This window comes from Thalassospira indica, assembly GCF_003403095.1.
GTDB classification, from domain to species: domain Bacteria; phylum Pseudomonadota; class Alphaproteobacteria; order Rhodospirillales; family Thalassospiraceae; genus Thalassospira; species Thalassospira indica.
Genome location: NZ_CP031555.1, coordinates 1,245,770 through 1,265,678, shown reverse-complemented (window position 1 = coordinate 1,265,678; position 19,909 = coordinate 1,245,770). Strand labels below are relative to the sequence as shown.

Below are 19,909 nucleotides of genomic sequence, written 5' to 3'. Positions count from 1 at the left end.
AACAAAATTGATCAGGATGACTTACGATACAAGTACAGGGCCAACCTGATCGAGGTATCCCATTTCAAACTCAGCAAGTTCGGTCAGTTTTTTCAAATCGTTGAACTGGACAACTCCCTTTTGGAAAGTGACCAAATTCTGTTCACGCAGTTGGCGCAAAACGCGATTGATGTGGATGGCGCTAAGGCCAAGCGTATCGGCCAGTTGGTATTGCGATAAAGGACACGGATAACCTTGCGCATCACCGACACCGATTGATCTGAGCCGCGCACCTAGTTCCAGAAGGAAGTGTGCAGTTCTCTCGATCGCCGAGCGCCTGCCGATATTGACGAGATGCTCCACAACCATCGCCTCGTCGCAGGACACTGACCACAATATCGACATCGCCAAACGCGGCGCTGATGAGAAAGCCGATAGCATGTCTTGCGCTTTGACTTCGCCAACCAGAACATCCGTTACCGCCTCAAAGCTATGGTCCGACGTTCGAAGCAACAAACTTCGCAACCCAAGGAAGTCACCGGGCACCTGAAAGTCAATAATCTGGCGCGCACCTTCGGGAAGCAACTTGTAGGACATCACCCAACCGTCCTGCAAAATGAAGGCACGGTGCCCGCTTTGCCCCTCGTGAACGATTTCTCCACCTGCAGAAATCATCCGCGACGGACCAATCATTCTTGAAAGGGTATCGAGCTCCTGCTCTGTCAGGTCGATATAGTTTTTCAGTCGCTTTGAAACAGCCGCCGTCGAGGAAACCATCAAACCTGTCCTCACCATTGAATATCGGCACCCCTCATTGTCGCAAGGATGTCAGCACACCTTGTGAAGGCCGACCTGCCGATGCAACGCCAGACCGAGGGGCGATATGAAAAGCTGAACCCGAACCACGGCATTGCGTACCGAAGCGCACAGAAGAAAGGGCGAACCATGAATTATTCTATGGATATCCAGGGATCTGCAGCGCTGTCGATTTGCGAGTCTACTCTAATATGCCTGGGCGATCTTGGAATTCTCAGCACGGAGGATATCGCCGGTATTCTTGAGGATGCGAGAGACGCACATAATCCCGCATCCGCAGGCACCTCATCCCAAACAGATCATCAGGCTGTCCACCACCTGATCGACAGGATCATCAAGGGCGGGAATGCGCTGAAACTCAAATAGATCAAATTCGCTGGGTAGATTAATTAGCAAAAACAAGTTTACTGAACTGGCGCGGGATTTAAGTGATGAAGACGGCAACGTTCATGTCAATAAGTGCGCCCCTGCCCCCTGTGAACTCGCCGGCAACCGGAACGGCCTGCGTCATTTCACGAACCACGGCGACCGAAATAAGATTGCCCGATCCCACACTGCGGTTTGTCGGATCAAAGGCAACCCAACCGGCACCAGGAAGAAAGACCTCCGCCCAGGCATGCGTTGAACCTGACCCATCTGATCCTCTTAAGCTGCTATCTGTATTTACCAGATACCCGGACACAATTCTTGCCCCGAAACCAAGGCAACGCGCCGCGGCAACGAACAAAACAGCAAAATCGCGACACGATCCTTCCTGATTGTCCAGAGTTTCCAGCGGTGTTTGAGTGCCTTCGCTCTCCCGCCTTCTGTAGTTCGTGCGTTGCGATATCCCGAAGCTAATGTCCTTTAACAAGGACAGCGTGTCTGTCGGGCTGCTGAAAATAAAACCATTCACCCAGTCTGATAACCGCCCGGTCGGATCTGGGTAATGCTGTGCTGTCAAAGCACCGAGATCAATCCATTCGTCGTCTGAATATGAGAACGGAAAAGTACACGCCGCGGCCGAGATTGTAAAAACCGGCCATTGCGAAGCGGCCATCTCGATTTTGGACCGGCTTTCAATTTTAAGATAGTCGGTCTTGTCCTTGAAATTTGCTGTTGCGATCGCGTTGCCGGCAACATCATGAGTCCAGACCAACTCTGTCTCCGGGCTCATTGTGACCTCAAAGGACACCAGACGGGTATCGCGCGCCTCTCGTGGGCGGAGCATCAATCGATGCGGCCCAAGTAAAACCGGCCAGTGATAGCGGTAGATCGTTGAATGGACCAGATCAACAGACAGCATAAGCTGGCCCCGCTATCTCTTGAGCGGTTTTTTGGAACCCATCATGAAAAAGCATCACAATTCTTCCGTCCAAACACGGAAGTCTCGCAAAATGCTTTCGCCAAAGGTTTGCAGCAATGGCACATCGGCCGCATCCCGTCCTCTGGCGATCAATACACGACCAACCCGCGGGGAATTGTTTCTGGGATCGAACACCCACCATCGGCCAGAAAGGTAAACCTCCATCCATGCGGCAAAATCGCCGCTCGGATGGGGCAAAGGTTCCCCGATATCACTGAGATATCCGGTGCAGTAACGCGCCGGAATATTCATGCAGCGACACAGTGCGATGGCAAGATGCGTGAAATCCCGGCAAACGCCGCGTCGCTCCTCAAGCGCCTCTGATGCGGTCCGGGTCGCGCGTGCATCAAGATATCCAAACGTAATGTGATCGTAGACGAAATCACATATCGCCTGAACCCTTTCCGAACCCGGCGGTGTGCGTTCAAAAAGTCGCCACGCTTCGTTTGACAGCAGGTCCGTATCGCAATAGCGACTGCCAAGAAGGTAAATGATCGTATCAGACGGCAAATCCTCAACCGCATGCTGCTTGGCATCCCGGCATGGCTCATCCTCGGTCCCGTCGTCGAAGATAACGCCGTCTGATTGCAAGACGAATTTACCGACCGGCGCAGTCCAACGCGTACAGATATTGCCAAACCCGTCGACATAACGTGTTTGCGCCAGTTCCGGTACTGTCTGCAGGCGGTCGTCGCCCTCAAGATCATGAACGCGGGAGTGATGAACATTTAGCAGCGCGATCATTGGTGTGATTTGCTGCAATTGATACTGGAAATAATATCCGATGCTTAAACGCATTTAATCTGTCCTGACCGAGTTGAGTGGACCAAAGCAACAGCCGTGCAAAGCGCCCTCAAGATAGTGAGAGCTTCGCAAGGGCCGCGGCTGCAAGGGCATGCTCGCGGTCGTGATAGTGCCCGCGAAAAACGCCATCCACACTGATTTCCCAGATGCTGTTCTTTTTGATCAATTGCACACGATCAACACGGCCGCTGCGCTCTATACGCTGTCCATAGGGTGCGTGGGCAAAGCCGACACCGCCCTGCTGCCCGACCGACGTGTTCTTGCTCAGCGCGGATTTGTCACGGGCTGTCAGGCCTTTCGCCTCAAGCAACATCACAGCGCGAATGAAATCTTCGGCATATTCGTCTGTTTCTTTGTGGTCATGCTCATGAGGCGCCCGCGACATCGGCGCAACGAACCTGTCTTGCAGATGCTCAACAAATCGCGGATCGCTTCGCGACATGTAAGCGATAAGCGATTGCAAAATCCTCTCATGGGCAAGAACCCGCCGCTCCAAAGATGTCTCCTCAGGCGGCAAAGAAGAAGTCGTCCTCTCGTCTGACACTATCTTTATCTCCTTGGGTCTCGCAATTATGACAACTCCGGCTCAAGCGCTTTGACACAAGCCTGTGCAAGATCGCGGTTTGGAATATCGGTGCCTGGCATCGTTGCCCAGCCGGCTTCCATCAGGGCTTCTCTTTGCTGATAACTTGAAGCCCCCCGGATCGTTTCGAGTTTTGCCGCACGATTTAAATCCGCACTTGCCTTGGCAACACAAACAGGCACCAACGCGGCGATCACTTTGTCATCGGACATTGTCTCTGACATCTGACGCGCGTCACCGCCCGTCACCCAGCCGCCCCACGTAAAGCCGACAACCGTTGCCAAAGCAGCACCGGAAACCGCACCAAGAACATAAGGCTTCAACCAATCGGGATAGTTCATAATCTTGTCCTCCAAAAGGGCAGATAAAGGGCTCAAATGTCTGGATTGTTTCGCGCAAAGAGGGCTTGATAAAACACGGCTCTTTGCTTTGCGAAGTACGCATAACGACGCGAACGAACATGCGTCTCGAATTTTCAAATGATTGGAAAATTGCGGATTGATACAGCGACCAAATCGGCGCCTGCCAGCAACCCGCAGGCAGAGACCGGCCTTGATGTTAATCCAAGCCGACCGGTTACGAGATGCGATCCAACATCGCAGAACATTTAATGAAGACTACTCTTTTACACCGATTGTGTGCCTGTGGAGCTAACCTCGGTTAGTTTTGGCAAAATGGTCCGTCTGCAATTGAAAGAAATCCGTTCAGATGCGAGATCGATTTTGGCAACGGTGAACAGCCCTTCTATCTGCGTGCCAAATAGCGTTATGAACGCACAGCTAATCCACATTAGCTCCGCCGCGCACAGCTTGATCCATAATGTCAACCACATGGCATTTCGCCAGGGCAGTTAAATCAGGCTTCTTGCCAAAGATCTAACACCGACATTTGCATGGATTGGTCTATCATGATGGAAAACTATCCAAACGGCCTCGACACACGATACGACAGGTTTCTGCAAACAAGGATCGGTGCAGGTTTGAACGGAACGCCTGTTACGACACTTTCAATGTTGGCCAGACTTGGGCTGGATCCATGGCAAGTCGCGCGCGACCTCAGCGCGATGTCAAAAGAAACCGCCTGGGCAAAACTTGAAAAAGTAATGATCAGTTTCGCAGACCTGACGCACTCAGCTAAGAATCGTCAGAACATTGTAACGGGCTTGATCGCGTCTTTGCACTAAACGACATGACCCGGTCTGACGGCACAAATTCTGTGACCGGCATGTTGTTCGAACGCTGCGATATCAGACTGATTTTTGCGCGAAGATTGAAAGCGATGTAGCAGTGGTTACGTTTTGCAATCACTGCTCCATTGTTATGTGCCACAAAAGCTGACATTTCTCTCAAAGTACGTTTGCAGGTCTATGACTTTCTCTGCCTGAAACGGTCAAACGCCACGGCAATCACAATGAACGATCCAACAAACGTTCCCTGCCAAAATGTGCTTATGCCAAGCAAAATAAGGCTGTTGCGGATCACTTCAATCAACAATGCGCCGACGACAGCACCAAATGCAGTGCCTCCGCCACCTGCAAGATTGGCACCGCCAATAACCGCGGCGGCAATGACGGTCAGCTCCATGGCCTGACCAAGATTGGTCGTAACCCCACCGAGCCAGCCAACTTCCAGAACCCCGGTGATACCTGCCATCAGGGCTGAAAACATATAAACGCTGACTTTGATGCGCGCGACGGGAATGCCGGTCAGAACCGCTGCGTTTTCGTTACCGCCAATCGCGAACAAATGCTGGCCCCAACGTAAATGCCTGAACGCGAACGCCGTCAGGCAAGCCAGGATCACCATAATGATCAACGGATGCGGAAGACCAAGCGTTGAACCGCCCCCAAGCCAAAGCAAAAAGTCGTGATCCGGCCCGAACTCGTAGATCATCTTGTTATCAGAAAGCACCATTGCCAGACTGCGCGCGACCGACAGCATGCCAAGCGTCACCACGAATGGCGGCATTTTCGCATAGGCAATCAGCACGCCATTAACCGCCCCGACAAGCAGCGAGATGCCAAGTGCGGCAATACAACCGAGCCAAAAAGGCATTCCTGCGGACATGATCACGCTGACCGTCATCGCGGAGATCACCAGCGTAGAACCAACAGAAAGGTCAATCCCGCCGGAGGCAATAACCGCCGTCATGCCAAGCGCAATGATTCCGACAAACGCAAAATTGCGGGTCACATTGAACAGGTTGCGCTCTGTTGCAAAACTGTCAGTCAGGATCGTCAATGCCAGGCAGGCAAAGACAGCCGCCATAAACACCCAAAAAATCTGCTGGCTTGTGATCCGCGCAATCAGCCCATGATGCTGAGAACGATTGATGACTTCAGCAAGAGTCGGCGTTGCCATATTCATTGTTCCTTTTTTTGGTCCACTCATGCGTGCTCAATCGCGCCGGTAATCAGGCCCGTAATTTCTTCTGGCGAAGACTGCGAAGCTTTTTTGTCTGCAACAAGTTCGCCGCGCCTTAGGACAACAACCTTGTCTGCGACCTCAAAGACATCGGGCATTCGGTGGCTGATCAGAACAACGGCGATACCCTGATCACTAAGCTGCCGGATAAGGTTGAGGACTTCCGCCACCTGCCGAACGGAGATCGCAGCCGTTGGCTCGTCCATCAAAACGATCTTGGCATCACTCAAAAGTGTTCGTGCGATTGCAACGGCCTGACGCTGCCCGCCGGACATTTTGTGCACCAGATCACGGGGACGGGTTTCCGATTTCAATCGCGCAAACAGTTCGGCGGATTTGCTGCGCATGAAGGCATAATCCACAACCTTGATCGGCCCTATCCTGCGGGTTGGTTCACGTCCCAGAAATACATTAGACGCTGCACTCAGATTGTTGCAAATCGCCAAGTCCTGATAAACGACCTCGATACCGGCTTTCTGTGCATCCAATGGTTTGTTAAATGCCACTTTCTTATCGGAAATAAGGATATCGCCCGACGTCGGGGCAAAGTTCCCCGCAATCACCTTGACCAAGGTGGATTTCCCCGCACCGTTATCGCCCATAAGTCCGACAACTTCGCCCGGCGCAATGGCAAGTGACACGCTATCAAGCGCCTGTATGGCACCATAACGTTTGGATATGTTTTTAAGTTCAAGCACATTCATGAACACCCCCCATATCTGCTAATCCACCTGACGTGGTAACAAGCAGACGGTTTTCTTTTGTGATTTATGGTTTTTGCAGCAAACCCAGCGCCCTTTCGGTATTTTTTCTGGTGCGATAGGCTGCAAATTGCTGATCTGCCAAGACACCCAGTAAAATCACAGCGCCCATCACTGCGAAATTCAGCGAAGATGGAATGCCCAGCAAATTCACCAGGTTCTGCAGTTCTTGCAGCAACACGGCCCCAAGAACGATCCCGATCACTGAACCTTCGCCCCCGCGCAAAGAACATCCGCCCAAAACAGCCGCCGCAATCGCATACAGCTCGTAAAAGTTACCGTGCGAAGACGGCTGGACGGACTTGGTGAACATTGCGAAATATATCGCCGCAATCGATGCGAGCACGGCACAGATCACATATGCCATCACCGTGACGAAACGGGTGTTTATCCCCGAAAAGCGTGCGGCTTCCTCGTTCTTGCCGACCGCGCAAAGGTGACGGCCAAAAACTGTGTGATGCAATACGACCCACATCACCGCCGCTACAATCAGCATCGCGACGAAAGAGTGCGGGACGCCGAAACTCCGCCCGATTGTAAGCCATTCAAGCTGAGGATAACTGGAACCAAAAGGAAAGCCTGCCGTTGATTCCGCAGTGTATCCACGTGCGATGCCGCGATAAATCAAAAGCCCGCACAAGGTAACGACAAATGGCTGCAGCCTAAATCGTGTAATCAGGATACCGTGCGCCAGCCCGATCAGAACACCAAGGCCTATGATGATCGCCACGGCCAATGGCCAGGGAACACCGAACTTACCGACCATGTCGACAAACAACACACCAAGCAGTGCGATCACCGATCCGACGGAAAGATCAATACCGCCGGTCATGATGACAAACCCTTGTCCAATGGCAAACAGGCCAAACAGGCCGATAAGATTTGCGGTATTACCAAGGTTGATGGGCGACAGAAACAGCGGGTTGCGCATATAAACAATTGCGCCAACCACGATAATCAGAATGCCAAGACCGATATCTTTTTTTTGCATTTCTCAGGCCTCTTCCAGCACTTTACCGACGGCAAGATTGAGCACATTGCTCTCTGAAAAGCGAAAGCGCGGCAATTCCCCGGTAATCAGCCCGTCTTTCATCACGACAATCCTGTCTGAAACCCCGATTACTTCTTCCATATCGCTCGATATCATCATCACCCCCACTCCGCGATCGGCCAGCGATCGCATCAATCCATAAATCTCGGCTTTTGCGCCGACATCGATCCCCCGGGTCGGCTCATCGAAAATGATGACTTTGGGATCCATAGACAGCCACTTTGCCAGAACGACTTTTTGCTGGTTTCCACCAGACATTTCATTTGCAGCCCGGCGAACATCATGTGTCTTGATCGCCAATGCACTGCGCTGGGATTCCGCCACAGCGATCTGACGTTTCTGGGAAACAAGTCCGCGCGATGTGTATGCTGGCAAGTTGGCCATCGTGACATTTTCCAAGGTCGGAAATTCAAGGATCAACCCGGCCCGCTTGCGGTCTTCGGGCACAAGATAAAGCCCTGCTGCGATGGCATCGGCCGGGCTATTGATCTCGGTCTTTCTGCCATCAATCAGAATGTCCCCACCAAGCTTGTCGCCGACACCAAATATTGCCTCGGCCAAGTCTGTACGCCCTGCCCCGATCAAGCCCGCAACGCCAAGGATTTCGCCCGCCATCACATCAAAGCTTGCCGTGCGATCAGGTTTGCTTTTGATCGCAAAGTTTTTGACAGAAAGAACGGGTTTGGTGGCCGGCACCGAAGGTGGTGTGTAAAGCGCCTTGAGCTCTCGTCCAATCATCATGCGGATCATCGCGTCATGCGTAACGGCCTGACGCTCAAGCACCCCGACATTATGGCCATCGCGCAGGACAACCGCACGGTCGACACATTCCTCCACCTCGCTCAGGCGATGTGAAATATAGATGACGGCAATCCCTTGCGCCTTAAGGTCAGCAATGACCTTAAGCAGCATGTTGGTCTCAGAAAGTGTGAGACTTGATGTCGGCTCATCCATGATGACCAACCGCGCATTCATCGACAACGCCTTGGCGATTTCCAGCAACTGGCACTCCGCCAAGGATAATGTGGAAACCGGTGTATCTGGCTTGAACGGCGCGCCAACACGCTCGATCAGCGGCTCCGCCATTTTATTCATGGCTTTGCGATCCGTCAGCCGCAGAGGCCCACGCACCAGTTCCCGGCCAAGGAAGATGTTTGCGGAAACATCCATGTTATCGAAAACATTCAGTTCCTGATGGACGAACGCAATCCCTGCTTGTTGGGACTGTTTGACGTCAAAGGCGTCATACTGCTGTCCATCAAGAATAATTTTCCCGGATGTAGGCGCGATCAGCCCGCCGAGAATCTTCATCAGGGTCGATTTTCCGGCCCCGTTTTCACCAAGAAGTCCAACAACTTCGCCAGCTTTAATCTGCAATGAAACATCATTAAGGGCCACCACACCGGGATAAACCTTGGTGACGCCTTCAAGTCGCAGATCAAGCCCATGCACTGCACTCATATATTCGGCTCCCCAATGTCCATTCGACATCGTTGGAAAGGTGCGAGCAGGCGCACTCGCAGATTTCACACGCCCGCTCGCTAGGCAGGGGGAAGAAAATTACCCGCCTATTCTTTCCTTAACGACAGCCTCGAACTCATCAACATTGGATTTGTCGATTACCTGGGTCGGCACGATGATCAAGCCATCTGCGGGCACCTTCGACATATCGCCCTCAAGATAATCCGCCATCAGGTGCATGCCCTGATAACCCCACTGGTACGGGTCCTGAACAACCGTGCCGGCAAAGCTGCCCTCTCGAACCGCGCCAAGCGTTACAGGATCTTCATCAAAGGCAACAACCGTCACCTGCCCCAATTTGCCCGCAGCCTGCAATGCTTCGTAAATTTTAGGCGGGTTGTAGGAATAAAACCCGACCATGCAATCAATGTCGGGATTTGCCGCAAGCACGTCATCGACGTTTGATCGCGCACGCGCAAAATCAACATCATCACCACGCACATCAACAAGCTCAATACCGCTGCCTTCAACCGCCTGACGGAAACCGGCGATGCGTTCAATCGCGTTGTCGGCACCAAGGAACCCGACAAAGCCCATGCATTTTCCGCCGTTTGGCAGTGCGTTCACGGCAATCTCACCAGCCTGAACGCCAGCGGCAACGTTGGATGATCCAAGATAGGCGATGCGATCACTTTGCGGGGCATCACTGTCGGTAGTAAAGAGCGGCACCTGGGCCGCAATGCGATTGAACGCATCAATAGAGTTCTTTGGATCGGCCGACGAAATCATGATCGCATCCGTTCCCCCGGCAACCAAATCATCCATCAGCGCATTCTGAAGTGCTGCCGTTCCCTGTGCAGGATAACGGAACTGCAGCTCATATTCGGGGAGTTCTGCCTGTGCGGCTTCGACCCCTGCTTCTGCCAGTTTCCAAAAGTCCGAAGCAGCATTCACCACGAATGCAAGCTGCTGCTTTTCTTGTGCGAACGCCCCGCCAGCCAGAACCATTGACAGGCCGAGGGTCGCGAATGTTGTTGCAAATTTCATGCGTTTAATCCTCCCGATTAACAATCCGCACGACTGTATTTATAAATTATCTGTGCGGCTTATCATTAATAATATCATTAATAATTTTGGATCAAGCGTTTTTCACCCCAGGTTGCGTAAGTTGATGGTTTTAATTACAGATTGACCCACGTTTTTTGCTCTTCGCTCGCAAAAACCGCATCAAGAACACGCATGGAGGCAATCGAATCCTCGATGCCGTATGGCAAACTTCTTCCTGTCAGAATGGCCTGCGCAAACATTTCCGCCTGTTCGGTATATTGATCACACGCTGGCACGACCTCGCAGCCAGCCAGGCTGCCATCCAGGCTCTCGCCCGCATCGATAATCAGGGCGGTTTCTTTATCTGCCGGCGCATTGTAGGGGATCATGATTTCGGCCCGCGCCTTCGTGCCAAACACATTCAAGGTCTGATACGGACACAGTTGCGTCGAAACCATGAATGACAATTGCCGACCGCCGCCAAAGTCCGCAACCGCACTCGCCATCCGATCGGTTTTGAATACGGGATCTCGATCGATCAGGGCCATAACGCGCAAAGGCTCGTCTTCGAACAAAAACCGTCCCACCGTGATCGGGTAGCAACCGATATCCATGATGGCACCACCACCGGCCTCTGGCCTGTTGCGAATATCCTGACCATCATCGTTAAAGTAACTGAATGCCGCCTGGATCGCCCTGACCTCACCAAGCTCACCGCTTCTAACCATCTCGCGCACACGTATCCATTGCGGGTGGTAGCGCACCATAAAGGCCTCTGCGACCAACACATTTTTCGGACACGCGCGTAGCCGCTCTGCATCGCGGGCATTTAACCCGATGGGCTTTTCACACAGCACGTGCTTACCCGCCTGTGCCGCAGCCAGCGTCCAGTCGACATGCATGTGGTTTGGCAACGGGTTGTAAATCGCGTCAATTTCCGGATCAGCAATCAACGCCTCGTAGGACGCATAGGACTTCTGAATTCCAAGATCATTGGCCACCCTCGCCGATCGCCCTGCATTGCGCGATGCAATCCCCAGCACATTCGACGAGGCTGATTTTTTGATTGCCGGAATAACTTTCTCCACGCCGATATTGGCCGTCGAAAGAATGCCCCAGTTGATTTTTGTTTTTGTCACGTTGTCTTCCGCCCTGTGTAAGTCCGGATAAAAATCGAGCCGGATCTGATCAACAAATCCGGCCCAGTTCATCAAGGATTGGTATTAGTTATCCGCGCAAAAACCCGGATCCGACTGATTGCAAACATCCAGCCCCGTATAGAGTGGATCATCTACCTTTTTGCCATTAATCAGTTCGATCATCACATCAGGCGCCCGATACCCCATTTCAAACGGACGCTGACCGACCTGCGCATGACTGCGCCCGTCGCGGAATGCCTGGGTTTGCGGAGGAAGTGTATCGCCCGCAATCAGGATCAGTTCCTTGGATTTCAGCCGGTCCATGACCTGATCGGTAACCTGGGCATAGGCTTGCGGTGCAAACTGTGCCCAGCCGCCAATCAGAATAAAGGCATCAAGATCGGGATTTGCCGTGAAGGTATCGGCCATCTGCTGATTGGCAAGATCGACCTGATCATTGGTAAAGACCGGACACCCTTCAATTTCCGTCCAGCCATTGCTGTTCGCAAGGCGCTCTGTCCCCTTAGCCCCTGAAATCGTGTCGCGGAAGCCAGAAGCACGCGCGTTGATATTGTCCGCCGCAACATTCCCCAACTGCAAACATACCGATCCCCCATCCGGCTTAAGCATCATGGCTTCTTCGGCCATTTTGACACCCATCAGATAGTTGTCAGTCCCCAGATAGGTCGCACGCAAGTCACGATCTTTTTCAAGGAAATCGGCATCAATCGTCATCACCGGAACATTCGGGTTGATCTGACGAATTCGGTTTGCCATCGCCGGCGCATTTGACGGCGAAATTGCGATTGCGGCAACACCGCGGGTCAACAGATCATCGACGATCTGAACTTCACCAGCCTCATCAGCACTGGATGCAGGCCCGGTGTACAAACACTCATATTCAGAGTCCATGTTCTCCGACATCCACTTCTGACAACCCAGATTGATTTGCTCGAAGAACGGGTTATCCAAGCCTTTCACCACAATGGCCAATGTCTTTTTCCCATCAGCATTTGCAGCGCCAACACCTGTCGCAAGAATGAGCGCAGATGTGAGAGTTAGTAACATTTTATGTTTCACGTTTAGCTCTCCCTAGTTGGTCTGGCCCGGAATTGATTACCCCGGATACCAGATTTTCCGAGGATCGCTCGGGCTTCTTTCATATGCCCACGCCCGCTCGATCATCTCCTCGAAATCTACTTGCGGCCGCCAACCTAAGGCGTGCCGTGCCTTGGTGTTATCAAGCCAGTTGCTGTGAAACGGTGTGGGGATTTCCACGGGTTCCATATCGCGCGTTCGCACCAGGTAATCTGCGACCTGCGCGTAATCGACCGGCTCATCCATAGAGATATTGAAAAGCTCCTGCATCGCGGCAGGGTGATCGAGGGCTGCCATCAATGCAGCGACCAAATCATCGACATGCACAAAGTTGCGCTTAAGAGCTGCGCCCTTTTTATCACGCATCAACGGCACAAATCTGCCCTCGGCAAGGCGCGCAGCCTTTTCCGCGCTTATCAAGTCGCTCCAGACCGGGCCACCAAACTGGTCCGGACCAAACGAAAGCGCATATTTGAAATCGTCTTTTTCCATAATCCAGGGCGCACGCAAAACGGTGCCATTCAGGCCATACTGGATCTGATATTGCTCGATCATCACCTCTTCGAGCACCTTGGTCAGCGCATAACAGCCACTATAAGCCTGCCGCGGGGAGGTTTCCGTGATTGGCGCCGGATAATCCTTGAAAATGTGCCCAACAGAGCAATCGCCACCTATCAGAATGAACTGCTTAAGCGTCGATGACTGGCGCGCGGCTTCCAGAAGCAGGAACATCCCCTTTATCGCAACATCAATGACCAGATCGGGGCTTTCTTTCACCGCCGCCATATGAAGAACGTGGGTGACACCCTCCATCACGTGCGCAACCGCATCCGGATCCGACAGAGACCCCGTAATGACCTCTACCCGTTCACCCGCTTCGACCTTGCGGTTGTGGCACAGCGCCACGATCTTGGCCGATGTATACTTGGGGTTATCAAGAAATGCCGCCAAAAATGCCTTGCCGACCTTGCCGGTTGCACCCGTAATCAAAATTTTCATTAATTATCCTCCCTATTGAATTAATAATATTAATTAATAATATGGAGTCAAGTGACCTCAGGATAGAATGCCGATATAAATTCAACTGCAAGAATGATTACTAATTATGCTGCAGGCGCGGCAGACGGCTTGTCTTGATCGTCTTGAATAAGGTATTACCAATATCGGCTTGGTGGTTCAGACGTGCGCCAACCTGTTCAATTCTAAGGGCGAAAACGCCGCCTATCGGTCGTTTTTGCACCATCTGACGCAATCACTGCTCAATATCGGTTGGCTAAAAGACCAGAGGCAAAACGAGTTCAATGTCGCAAAAGAAACATTACGGTGGCAAAAATCGCCCGACGATGATGGATGTTGCCTCGATGGCGGGCGTATCGCAGGCAACAGTCTCACTGGTCCTGAACGGGAGCCCGGCCAAACTGACTGAATCCACACGTCAGCGCGTGATCGATTCTGCGAACAAACTTGGCTATCAGCTTGTTCGGCGTGAAAACCAGGTTGCGCCAAGCAACAAGTCACGATCCGTCATAATCTTTATCGCAGACGAAATCAGCACCGATCCCTGGATGGCGCTGGCCTTCGAAGGGGCGCACAACAAGGCCCTGGAATACGGGATCAATGTTTGCCTCGCAGTCAGCCACGGCAATGCGAACATCGAAGCCAGCATCGTCAATCAACTGGCAGACTCGAACGTCATCGGGATCATTTACGGTACAATTCTTACCCGACTGGTGGAATTGCCACCGATCCTGTCAAAGAAGCCCACTGTCCTTGTCAATTGCTACGACAGCACCCGCACCCTTCCGTCTGTTTTGCCAGGTGACCTGCTGGGGGGACGGGCGGCAACTGAACGTCTGATACAAGCCGGCCGCAAACGTATTGCGATCATTAACGGGCAAAAAGGTGTCGACGCCTCGCGCGACCGCCTCAAGGGATACCGTCAGGCACTTTCGAGCAACGATATACCTTTTGATCCGGCACTTGTCCGGCCAGGCAACTGGGAGCCCTCAACCGGTTATTCGATGACCCATGAGCTTATGGCACTCGATAATCCACCAGACGCGATTTTCTGTGCCAATGACCTGATGGCGCTTGGTTGTTTTGACGCCCTGCGTGAACTGGGGAAAAGCATCCCGGACGATGTGGCTGTGATCGGCTTTGACGACCGCGAAATCGCCCAGCACACACACCCTGCCCTCACGACGCTTATTCTACCGCACTACGAAATGGGCGAAATTAGCGCAGAACTGCTGATCGACAGCGTAGGCGGTCTTCTGGCAACACCAAACCAGATCAAGGTCGAATGCCTTATGGTAGAACGCGATTCTGTCGAGAAATCCGAAGAAAATGCTTGATTACCCTGAATTATGGCAATTTGGATGACAGCAGCGTCAGACTGATTCTTGCGGGAAGATATAGAGCGATGGAGCTGTCAGGTGCCACAAAAGGTGACAACCGACCTCTTGCGAAATCAATGCCTTAGCATTTCCAATTGTCAGATAAGTTGTCATCGATTGTCACAAAAGCTGACAAAACTCTGCAGAATTGACAGAAAAGCTGACATTTTTCTCAAAGTACTTTTGCCAACGGAAAACTGACGCGCTTCGTTTACCGGACACGTTTACAGTTTGAGGGTTGAACATGATTTCTTCCTTGCACAGTTCTTCGGATATCGTCGCCCAATAAACTTGGTCAACGTCAACGTTAACTGTCTCAGTGCAATCAATTGAAGCTCAAGCTCCTAGTCACTTGACCACTGTCAATAATCAGGAATCTGCGATGGAATATGAGAAGCATTATGGAAAAAATGCTTCGCACATTTCTGTTGTTTCTGATCGCACTTTCCCTGACCGGAACCGGTGTTGTTCAGGCTATTGCTCAGGTGACGAAGCAAACTGCAGGTGCTGACCTTGTTCAAATCACGATCTGCAGCACAGACCAGACTCCCGTGACAATATTGATCGACCGGAACGGCAACAAAGCACCCGCACCTGTCGAATGCGATTACCCAAATTGCATGAACTGCCTGAGCGGATCTGCATTCCAGCTTCCAGACCCTATTGGCGTGCCAGAACATGACCGCAAAGTCGTTCTGACGATCTTCCCCATGTCATTTGACCACGCTGGCGCAACACTGACTGCACCGGCGACGGCACGCGCGCCTCCGCACAAGGTTTGAATTCATGAACATCCCATTTGCCCCACGTCATCTTCAGACCAAATACAAGGCACCCAGAGCATTGATGCTCCTGCAGTGTCTTCTGGTCATTGCTGTTGTTTGTATTCTTTCTTCAGTGCTGTGGGTTTCCCGGGCAAACGCGCAAAACAAACCTGTTCTGGCGCAGTTCATTGAAAAAGTTCCCGCGTCGTCACTGGTCGAGGACGCTGATGGTTATGGTCCGGTTCAAAAAGACGTGCCTGTCGCACCGGTTCTCAAGAACGGTGAGCGGATCGGCTGGGCTTTCATTACCTCGGATTTTGTGGGCACCACCGGCTATTCCGGCAAACCGATCCACGTCATGGTCGCTGTTGACTCAAATGCCCGGATCATCGGTGTCAAACTGGTCAAGCATTCCGAACCGATTGTTCTGATTGGCATTCCAGAAGAGCGGATCGCGTCACTCACCGAGGGATATGTCGGCTTTGACCTGGTTGCAGCGACAAAAGATGCCGACCATGACCTGAACATTATTTCCGGTGCAACGGTCACCATCATGATCATTGATGACTCGATTCTGCGGTCTGGCATCAAGGTTGCGCGCATGCTCGGACTGGGTGGATTGAGTGCCCCCGAACCGTCTAACGCAGCACAATTTAAAATCAACTCAGATGCGACCGCCCCGGAAGACTGGTTCACACTGGTTGGTGACGGGACAGTTCGTCGCATGTCACTTGATGTCGGTCAGGTGAATGACGCTTTTGCCGCGATGGACGATCCAAGAGCGCTTGAGCGACCGATTGAAGCTCCCGCCGACGAAACCTTCATCGATATGTATGTCTCGCTTGTCAGCATTCCGGCCATTGGCAAGGCAACAATTGGCGAGCGTGGCTACAACAATCTGAAATCATGGCTCAAGGACGGAGAAGAAGCTGTTCTTGTGACTGCGCGGGGACAGTATTCGTTCAAGGGTTCGGGATATGTCCGCGGCGGATTGTTCGATCGTATCCAGCTCATCCAGGGCGATATGTCGGTACGTTTCCGCGACCGGAACCATCGCCGTGTCGGCGACATCATGGCCGATGGGGCACCGGAATTCAAAGAGATGGATCTGTTCAAGATCCCGACAGACAGCGACTTTGATCCAACGCAACCCTGGCGCCTCGAACTTCTCGTCCATCGTGATGTCGGCGCAATTGAACGCCTCTACACCACCTTTGACATCGGCTGGCAGCCGCCAGCCAACTACCTCACCAAGGTAGTTGCGCCGACGCCCGCGGCAGACAACTCAACCGGGGCCAGTTTCGCAACGGACGAACAGGTTGCCAAAACCGCCCTTTGGCAGCGGATCTGGCGTGACAAAACGGTCGAAATTGTCGTGCTCAGCATCATGCTGATTGTTCTGACGGCGGCATTCTTCTTCCAGGGCTTCCTGACACGTTCTGCAAAATTTACCTTCTGGTTCCGCATCTGCTTCCTGACGGTCACGCTGGTGTTCCTTGGCTGGTATGCCAACGCGCAGCTTTCCGTTGTGAATCTTATGGCGCTGACGAACTCACTTGTGACGGGCTTCACCTGGGAAGCGTTCCTGCTTGATCCACTGACCTTTATCCTGTGGTTCTCGGTTGCGGCGGCGCTGATCTTCTGGGGGCGTGGTGCCTATTGCGGCTGGTTGTGCCCGTTTGGCGCGCTTCAGGAACTGACCAACCGGATTGCCAAATTCTTCCATGTCCCGCAATGGACGCTTCCGTGGGGGCTGCATGAACGGCTCTGGGCGGTGAAATACATCATCTTCCTTGGCCTGTTTGGCACCATGCTGGCCTCCATTGATCAGGCGGAGAAACTGGCCGAGGTCGAACCCTTCAAGACCGCCATCATCCTCAAATTTGATCGGGCATGGCCGTTTGTTCTTTACGCCCTTGTCCTTCTTGGCGCCGGGCTTTTCGTCGAACGGTTCTATTGCCGGTATTTGTGCCCATTGGGCGCTGCCCTCGCGATCCCGGCGCGTATGCGCATGTTTGACTGGCTTAAACGCTACAAGGAATGCGGCAGCCCCTGCCAGAGCTGCGCGCATGAATGCATGGTTCAAGCCATCCACCCCACAGGAGAAATCAACCCCAACGAGTGTCACAACTGCCTTCACTGTCAGGTGCTGTATCAAAGCGAAAAAATCTGTCCGGTCGTGATCAAGAAACTCAAGCGGCAGGAAAGCCTCTTGGCAAGCACGGAAGGCGCACAAAAAGCGCTGAACCGGGCCCGGACGACCAAGCAAAATCTCAAGGAGAAGTCATGATGTCTGACAAAACATCCAAACCCGGAATCAGCCGACGTGATCTATTTGGCGTTGCCGCTGGCGGTGCTGCCTTTGCCGGCGCGGCAGGTGCTGCACGCTTGGCAGCAGTCGGTGGCGCAACCGGTGCTGCAACAGCCCTTTCGATTGGCAGCGCCCAGGCTTCAACCGGCGCTGAGGCAAGTCTCGCCCCCGGTCAGCTTGACGAGTATTACGGTTTCTGGTCATCGGGCCAGACGGGCGAAATGCGCATTCTGGGTATCCCGTCCATGCGTGAACTTATGCGCGTTCCTGTTTTCAACCGTTGCTCGGCAACGGGTTGGGGGCAGACCAATGAAAGCCTGAATATTCTTACCGAGAACATGTTGCCCAAAACCAAGGAATTTCTCGCTGCCAACGGCAAGAATATCCATGATAACGGCGACTTGCACCACGTCCATATGTCCTTCACCGAAGGCAAGTATGACGGCCGTTTCCTGTTCATGAATGACAAGGCGAATACGCGTGTGGCGCGTGTGCGTTGCGATGTCATGAAGGCTGACAAGGTCCTGGAAATCCCGAACGCAAAGGCCATTCACGGCCTGCGTCCGCAAAAATGGCCGCGTACCAACTATGTCTTTGCCAATGGCGAGGACGAGACGCCGATGGTCAATGACGGCAAGGTACTTGATGATCCGTCGCAATATGTGAACTTCTACACTGCAATCGACGCAGACGAGATGCAGGTCGCATGGCAGGTCATGGTATCGGGCAACCTTGATAATACCGACGCCGACTATGACGGCAAATATGCCTTTTCAACCAGCTATAACTCGGAAATGGGGATGAACCTTGCGGAAATGACCGCGTCCGAGCTTGATCACGTTGTTGTCTTTAACATCAAGGAAATCGAAAAAGGCATCGCAGCAGGCGATTACATCGAACTCAATGGTGTAAAAGTTATCGATGGCCGCAAAGGCAAGAACAAGAACTACACCCGATACATCCCGATCCCCAACAGTCCGCATGGCTGTAACATGGCACCGGACAAGAAGCACCTTTGCATCGCCGGCAAGCTTTCCCCGACTGTATCGGTGATTGATGTCACCAAGCTGGATGCCGTGTTCTATAACGGCGCAGAACCGCGTTCCGCCGTTGTTGCCGAACCGGAACTGGGTCTTGGTCCGCTACATACCGCATTTGACGGCAAGGGTAACGCACTGACCACCCTGTTCCTCGACAGTCAGGTGGTCAAATGGAACATTGAAAAAGCCGTGCGTGCCTATGCTGGTGAAAATGTCGATCCGATCATCAAAAAGGTCGATGTCCATTACCAGCCGGGCCACAACTCCACCTCGATGGGGGAAACTCTGGAAGCTGACGGGAAATGGTTCATTTCAATGAACAAGTTCTCCAAGGACCGCTTCCTGAATGTCGGCCCGCTTAAGCCAGAAAACGAACAGCTGTTCTCGATGCAGGGCGATGATCTGGTTCTTATGCATGATGGTCCGACATTCGCCGAACCCCATGATTCGATCATTGTTCACCGTTCGGTGGTCACCCCGGCCAGTGTCTGGAATCGTCAGGATCCGATGTGGGCCAAAACCCGCGAACAAGCCGAGGCAGATGGCGTCGACATTGACGACTGGACCGAAACCGTTGTCCGCGATGGCAACAAGGTCCGTGTCTATATGAGTTCTTCAGCGCCAACCTTCAGCCTTGAGTCCTTCAAGGTCAAGGAAGGCGATGAAGTAACCGTCATCATCACCAACATGGACGACATCGATGACCTGACACACGGTTTCACCATGGGGGACCATGGCGTTGCATTCGAGGTCGGCCCACAAGCAACTGCATCGGCAACCTTTGTCGCCTCCAAACCGGGTGTCTACTGGTACTATTGCCAGTGGTTCTGTCATGCCCTGCACATGGAAATGCGTGGCCGTATGTTCGTTGAACCGCGGAGTTAACCTGTG

Annotated in this window: 19 protein-coding genes; 6 read left to right on the top strand and 13 right to left on the bottom strand. The window is 52.7% G+C overall.

The features are described from left to right. Window positions 1–21: 21 nt before the first annotated feature. Window positions 22–756, bottom strand: coding sequence for a Crp/Fnr family transcriptional regulator (locus DY252_RS06025; RefSeq protein ID WP_063088777.1), 735 nt, complete (start codon window positions 754–756; stop codon window positions 22–24). A gap of 63 nt (window positions 757–819) precedes the next feature. Between DY252_RS06025 and DY252_RS06020 the strand changes: the two genes are divergently transcribed. Beyond that, a complete protein-coding gene (locus DY252_RS06020) occupies window positions 820–1,161 on the top strand; it encodes a hypothetical protein (protein ID WP_245960871.1) in 342 nt (113 codons plus the stop codon). Between the two features lie 58 nt (window positions 1,162–1,219). Here DY252_RS06020 and DY252_RS06015 read toward each other — a convergent pair whose 3' ends face one another. From DY252_RS06015 to DY252_RS06000, 4 genes are all read right to left on the bottom strand, one after another. Beyond that, window positions 1,220–2,080, bottom strand: a complete 861-nt coding sequence (locus DY252_RS06015; protein WP_064787254.1) for a transglutaminase family protein — start codon at window positions 2,078–2,080, stop codon at window positions 1,220–1,222. A gap of 54 nt (window positions 2,081–2,134) precedes the next feature. Then, window positions 2,135–2,938: a transglutaminase-like domain-containing protein gene (locus DY252_RS06010; RefSeq protein ID WP_064787255.1), complete on the bottom strand. Its 804-nt coding sequence runs from the start codon at window positions 2,936–2,938 to the stop codon at window positions 2,135–2,137. A 55-nt stretch (window positions 2,939–2,993) separates the two neighbouring features. Then, window positions 2,994–3,329: a hypothetical protein gene (locus tag DY252_RS06005; RefSeq protein WP_197482537.1), complete on the bottom strand. Its 336-nt coding sequence runs from the start codon at window positions 3,327–3,329 to the stop codon at window positions 2,994–2,996. A 185-nt stretch (window positions 3,330–3,514) separates the two neighbouring features. Next, entirely contained in the window at window positions 3,515–3,868 is a 354-nt protein-coding gene (locus DY252_RS06000) for a hypothetical protein (RefSeq protein WP_008889527.1), read from the bottom strand. Between the two features lie 566 nt (window positions 3,869–4,434). Here DY252_RS06000 and DY252_RS05995 point away from each other — a divergent pair. Beyond that, complete coding sequence (locus tag DY252_RS05995) at window positions 4,435–4,710, top strand: hypothetical protein (protein ID WP_129542688.1); 276 nt, start codon at window positions 4,435–4,437, stop codon at window positions 4,708–4,710. Window positions 4,711–4,891: 181 nt separating this feature from the next. Here DY252_RS05995 and DY252_RS05990 read toward each other — a convergent pair whose 3' ends face one another. From DY252_RS05990 to DY252_RS05955, 8 genes are all read right to left on the bottom strand, one after another. Further along, window positions 4,892–5,887 (bottom strand): ABC transporter permease, encoded by a 996-nt coding sequence (locus DY252_RS05990; RefSeq protein WP_064779986.1) that lies wholly within the window; start codon window positions 5,885–5,887, stop codon window positions 4,892–4,894. Window positions 5,888–5,913: 26 nt separating this feature from the next. Further along, complete coding sequence (locus tag DY252_RS05985) at window positions 5,914–6,654, bottom strand: ATP-binding cassette domain-containing protein (protein WP_064779987.1); 741 nt, start codon at window positions 6,652–6,654, stop codon at window positions 5,914–5,916. A 64-nt stretch (window positions 6,655–6,718) separates the two neighbouring features. After that, complete coding sequence (locus DY252_RS05980) at window positions 6,719–7,702, bottom strand: ABC transporter permease (protein WP_064779640.1); 984 nt, start codon at window positions 7,700–7,702, stop codon at window positions 6,719–6,721. 3 nt (window positions 7,703–7,705) lie between these two features. Beyond that, window positions 7,706–9,223: a sugar ABC transporter ATP-binding protein gene (locus tag DY252_RS05975; protein ID WP_064787258.1), complete on the bottom strand. Its 1,518-nt coding sequence runs from the start codon at window positions 9,221–9,223 to the stop codon at window positions 7,706–7,708. A 99-nt stretch (window positions 9,224–9,322) separates the two neighbouring features. Next, the gene (locus DY252_RS05970; RefSeq protein ID WP_082923307.1) at window positions 9,323–10,270 is read right to left on the bottom strand and encodes a sugar-binding protein; all 948 of its coding nucleotides are present in this window, start codon (window positions 10,268–10,270) and stop codon (window positions 9,323–9,325) included. 134 nt (window positions 10,271–10,404) lie between these two features. Next, on the bottom strand, window positions 10,405–11,409 hold the full coding sequence (locus DY252_RS05965) for a Gfo/Idh/MocA family protein (RefSeq protein ID WP_064788205.1): 1,005 nt from the start codon (window positions 11,407–11,409) through the stop codon (window positions 10,405–10,407). Window positions 11,410–11,493: 84 nt separating this feature from the next. Then, window positions 11,494–12,477, bottom strand: a complete 984-nt coding sequence (locus DY252_RS05960; protein ID WP_063088765.1) for a substrate-binding domain-containing protein — start codon at window positions 12,475–12,477, stop codon at window positions 11,494–11,496. 48 nt (window positions 12,478–12,525) lie between these two features. Beyond that, window positions 12,526–13,506: an NAD-dependent epimerase/dehydratase family protein gene (locus DY252_RS05955; RefSeq protein WP_064787259.1), complete on the bottom strand. Its 981-nt coding sequence runs from the start codon at window positions 13,504–13,506 to the stop codon at window positions 12,526–12,528. 302 nt (window positions 13,507–13,808) lie between these two features. Here DY252_RS05955 and DY252_RS05950 point away from each other — a divergent pair, with 302 nt between their 5' ends. From DY252_RS05950 to nosZ, 4 genes are all read left to right on the top strand, one after another. Beyond that, a complete protein-coding gene (locus tag DY252_RS05950) occupies window positions 13,809–14,861 on the top strand; it encodes a LacI family DNA-binding transcriptional regulator (RefSeq protein ID WP_197482538.1) in 1,053 nt (350 codons plus the stop codon). Between the two features lie 443 nt (window positions 14,862–15,304). Next, a complete protein-coding gene (locus DY252_RS05945; protein ID WP_064787260.1) occupies window positions 15,305–15,685 on the top strand; it encodes a hypothetical protein in 381 nt (126 codons plus the stop codon). Window positions 15,686–15,689: 4 nt separating this feature from the next. After that, window positions 15,690–17,957: a NosR/NirI family protein gene (locus tag DY252_RS05940; protein WP_197482539.1), complete on the top strand. Its 2,268-nt coding sequence runs from the start codon at window positions 15,690–15,692 to the stop codon at window positions 17,955–17,957. Further along, the gene (gene nosZ / locus DY252_RS05935; RefSeq protein WP_231959603.1) at window positions 17,954–19,903 is read left to right on the top strand and encodes a TAT-dependent nitrous-oxide reductase; all 1,950 of its coding nucleotides are present in this window, start codon (window positions 17,954–17,956) and stop codon (window positions 19,901–19,903) included. Before DY252_RS05940 ends, nosZ begins: the two co-directional genes overlap by 4 nt. Window positions 19,904–19,909: the final 6 nt, after the last annotated feature.

Coding starts and splice junctions, on each gene's coding strand:
- DY252_RS05955 (WP_064787259.1), bottom strand. CDS start 13,506: ATGAAAATTTTGATTACGGGTGCAACCGGCAAGGTCGGCAAGGCATTT.
- DY252_RS05960 (WP_063088765.1), bottom strand. CDS start 12,477: ATGTTACTAACTCTCACATCTGCGCTCATTCTTGCGACAGGTGTTGGC.
- DY252_RS05970 (WP_082923307.1), bottom strand. CDS start 10,270: ATGAAATTTGCAACAACATTCGCGACCCTCGGCCTGTCAATGGTTCTG.
- nosZ (WP_231959603.1), top strand. CDS start 17,954: ATGATGTCTGACAAAACATCCAAACCCGGAATCAGCCGACGTGATCTA.
- DY252_RS05995 (WP_129542688.1), top strand. CDS start 4,435: ATGATGGAAAACTATCCAAACGGCCTCGACACACGATACGACAGGTTT.
- DY252_RS06000 (WP_008889527.1), bottom strand. CDS start 3,868: ATGAACTATCCCGATTGGTTGAAGCCTTATGTTCTTGGTGCGGTTTCC.
- DY252_RS05940 (WP_197482539.1), top strand. CDS start 15,690: ATGAACATCCCATTTGCCCCACGTCATCTTCAGACCAAATACAAGGCA.
- DY252_RS05985 (WP_064779987.1), bottom strand. CDS start 6,654: ATGAATGTGCTTGAACTTAAAAACATATCCAAACGTTATGGTGCCATA.
- DY252_RS06010 (WP_064787255.1), bottom strand. CDS start 2,938: ATGCGTTTAAGCATCGGATATTATTTCCAGTATCAATTGCAGCAAATC.
- DY252_RS06005 (WP_197482537.1), bottom strand. CDS start 3,329: ATGTCGCGGGCGCCTCATGAGCATGACCACAAAGAAACAGACGAATAT.
- DY252_RS05950 (WP_197482538.1), top strand. CDS start 13,809: ATGTCGCAAAAGAAACATTACGGTGGCAAAAATCGCCCGACGATGATG.
- DY252_RS05990 (WP_064779986.1), bottom strand. CDS start 5,887: ATGGCAACGCCGACTCTTGCTGAAGTCATCAATCGTTCTCAGCATCAT.
- DY252_RS06025 (WP_063088777.1), bottom strand. CDS start 756: ATGGTTTCCTCGACGGCGGCTGTTTCAAAGCGACTGAAAAACTATATC.
- DY252_RS05975 (WP_064787258.1), bottom strand. CDS start 9,223: ATGAGTGCAGTGCATGGGCTTGATCTGCGACTTGAAGGCGTCACCAAG.
- DY252_RS05980 (WP_064779640.1), bottom strand. CDS start 7,702: ATGCAAAAAAAAGATATCGGTCTTGGCATTCTGATTATCGTGGTTGGC.
- DY252_RS05945 (WP_064787260.1), top strand. CDS start 15,305: ATGGAAAAAATGCTTCGCACATTTCTGTTGTTTCTGATCGCACTTTCC.
- DY252_RS06015 (WP_064787254.1), bottom strand. CDS start 2,080: ATGCTGTCTGTTGATCTGGTCCATTCAACGATCTACCGCTATCACTGG.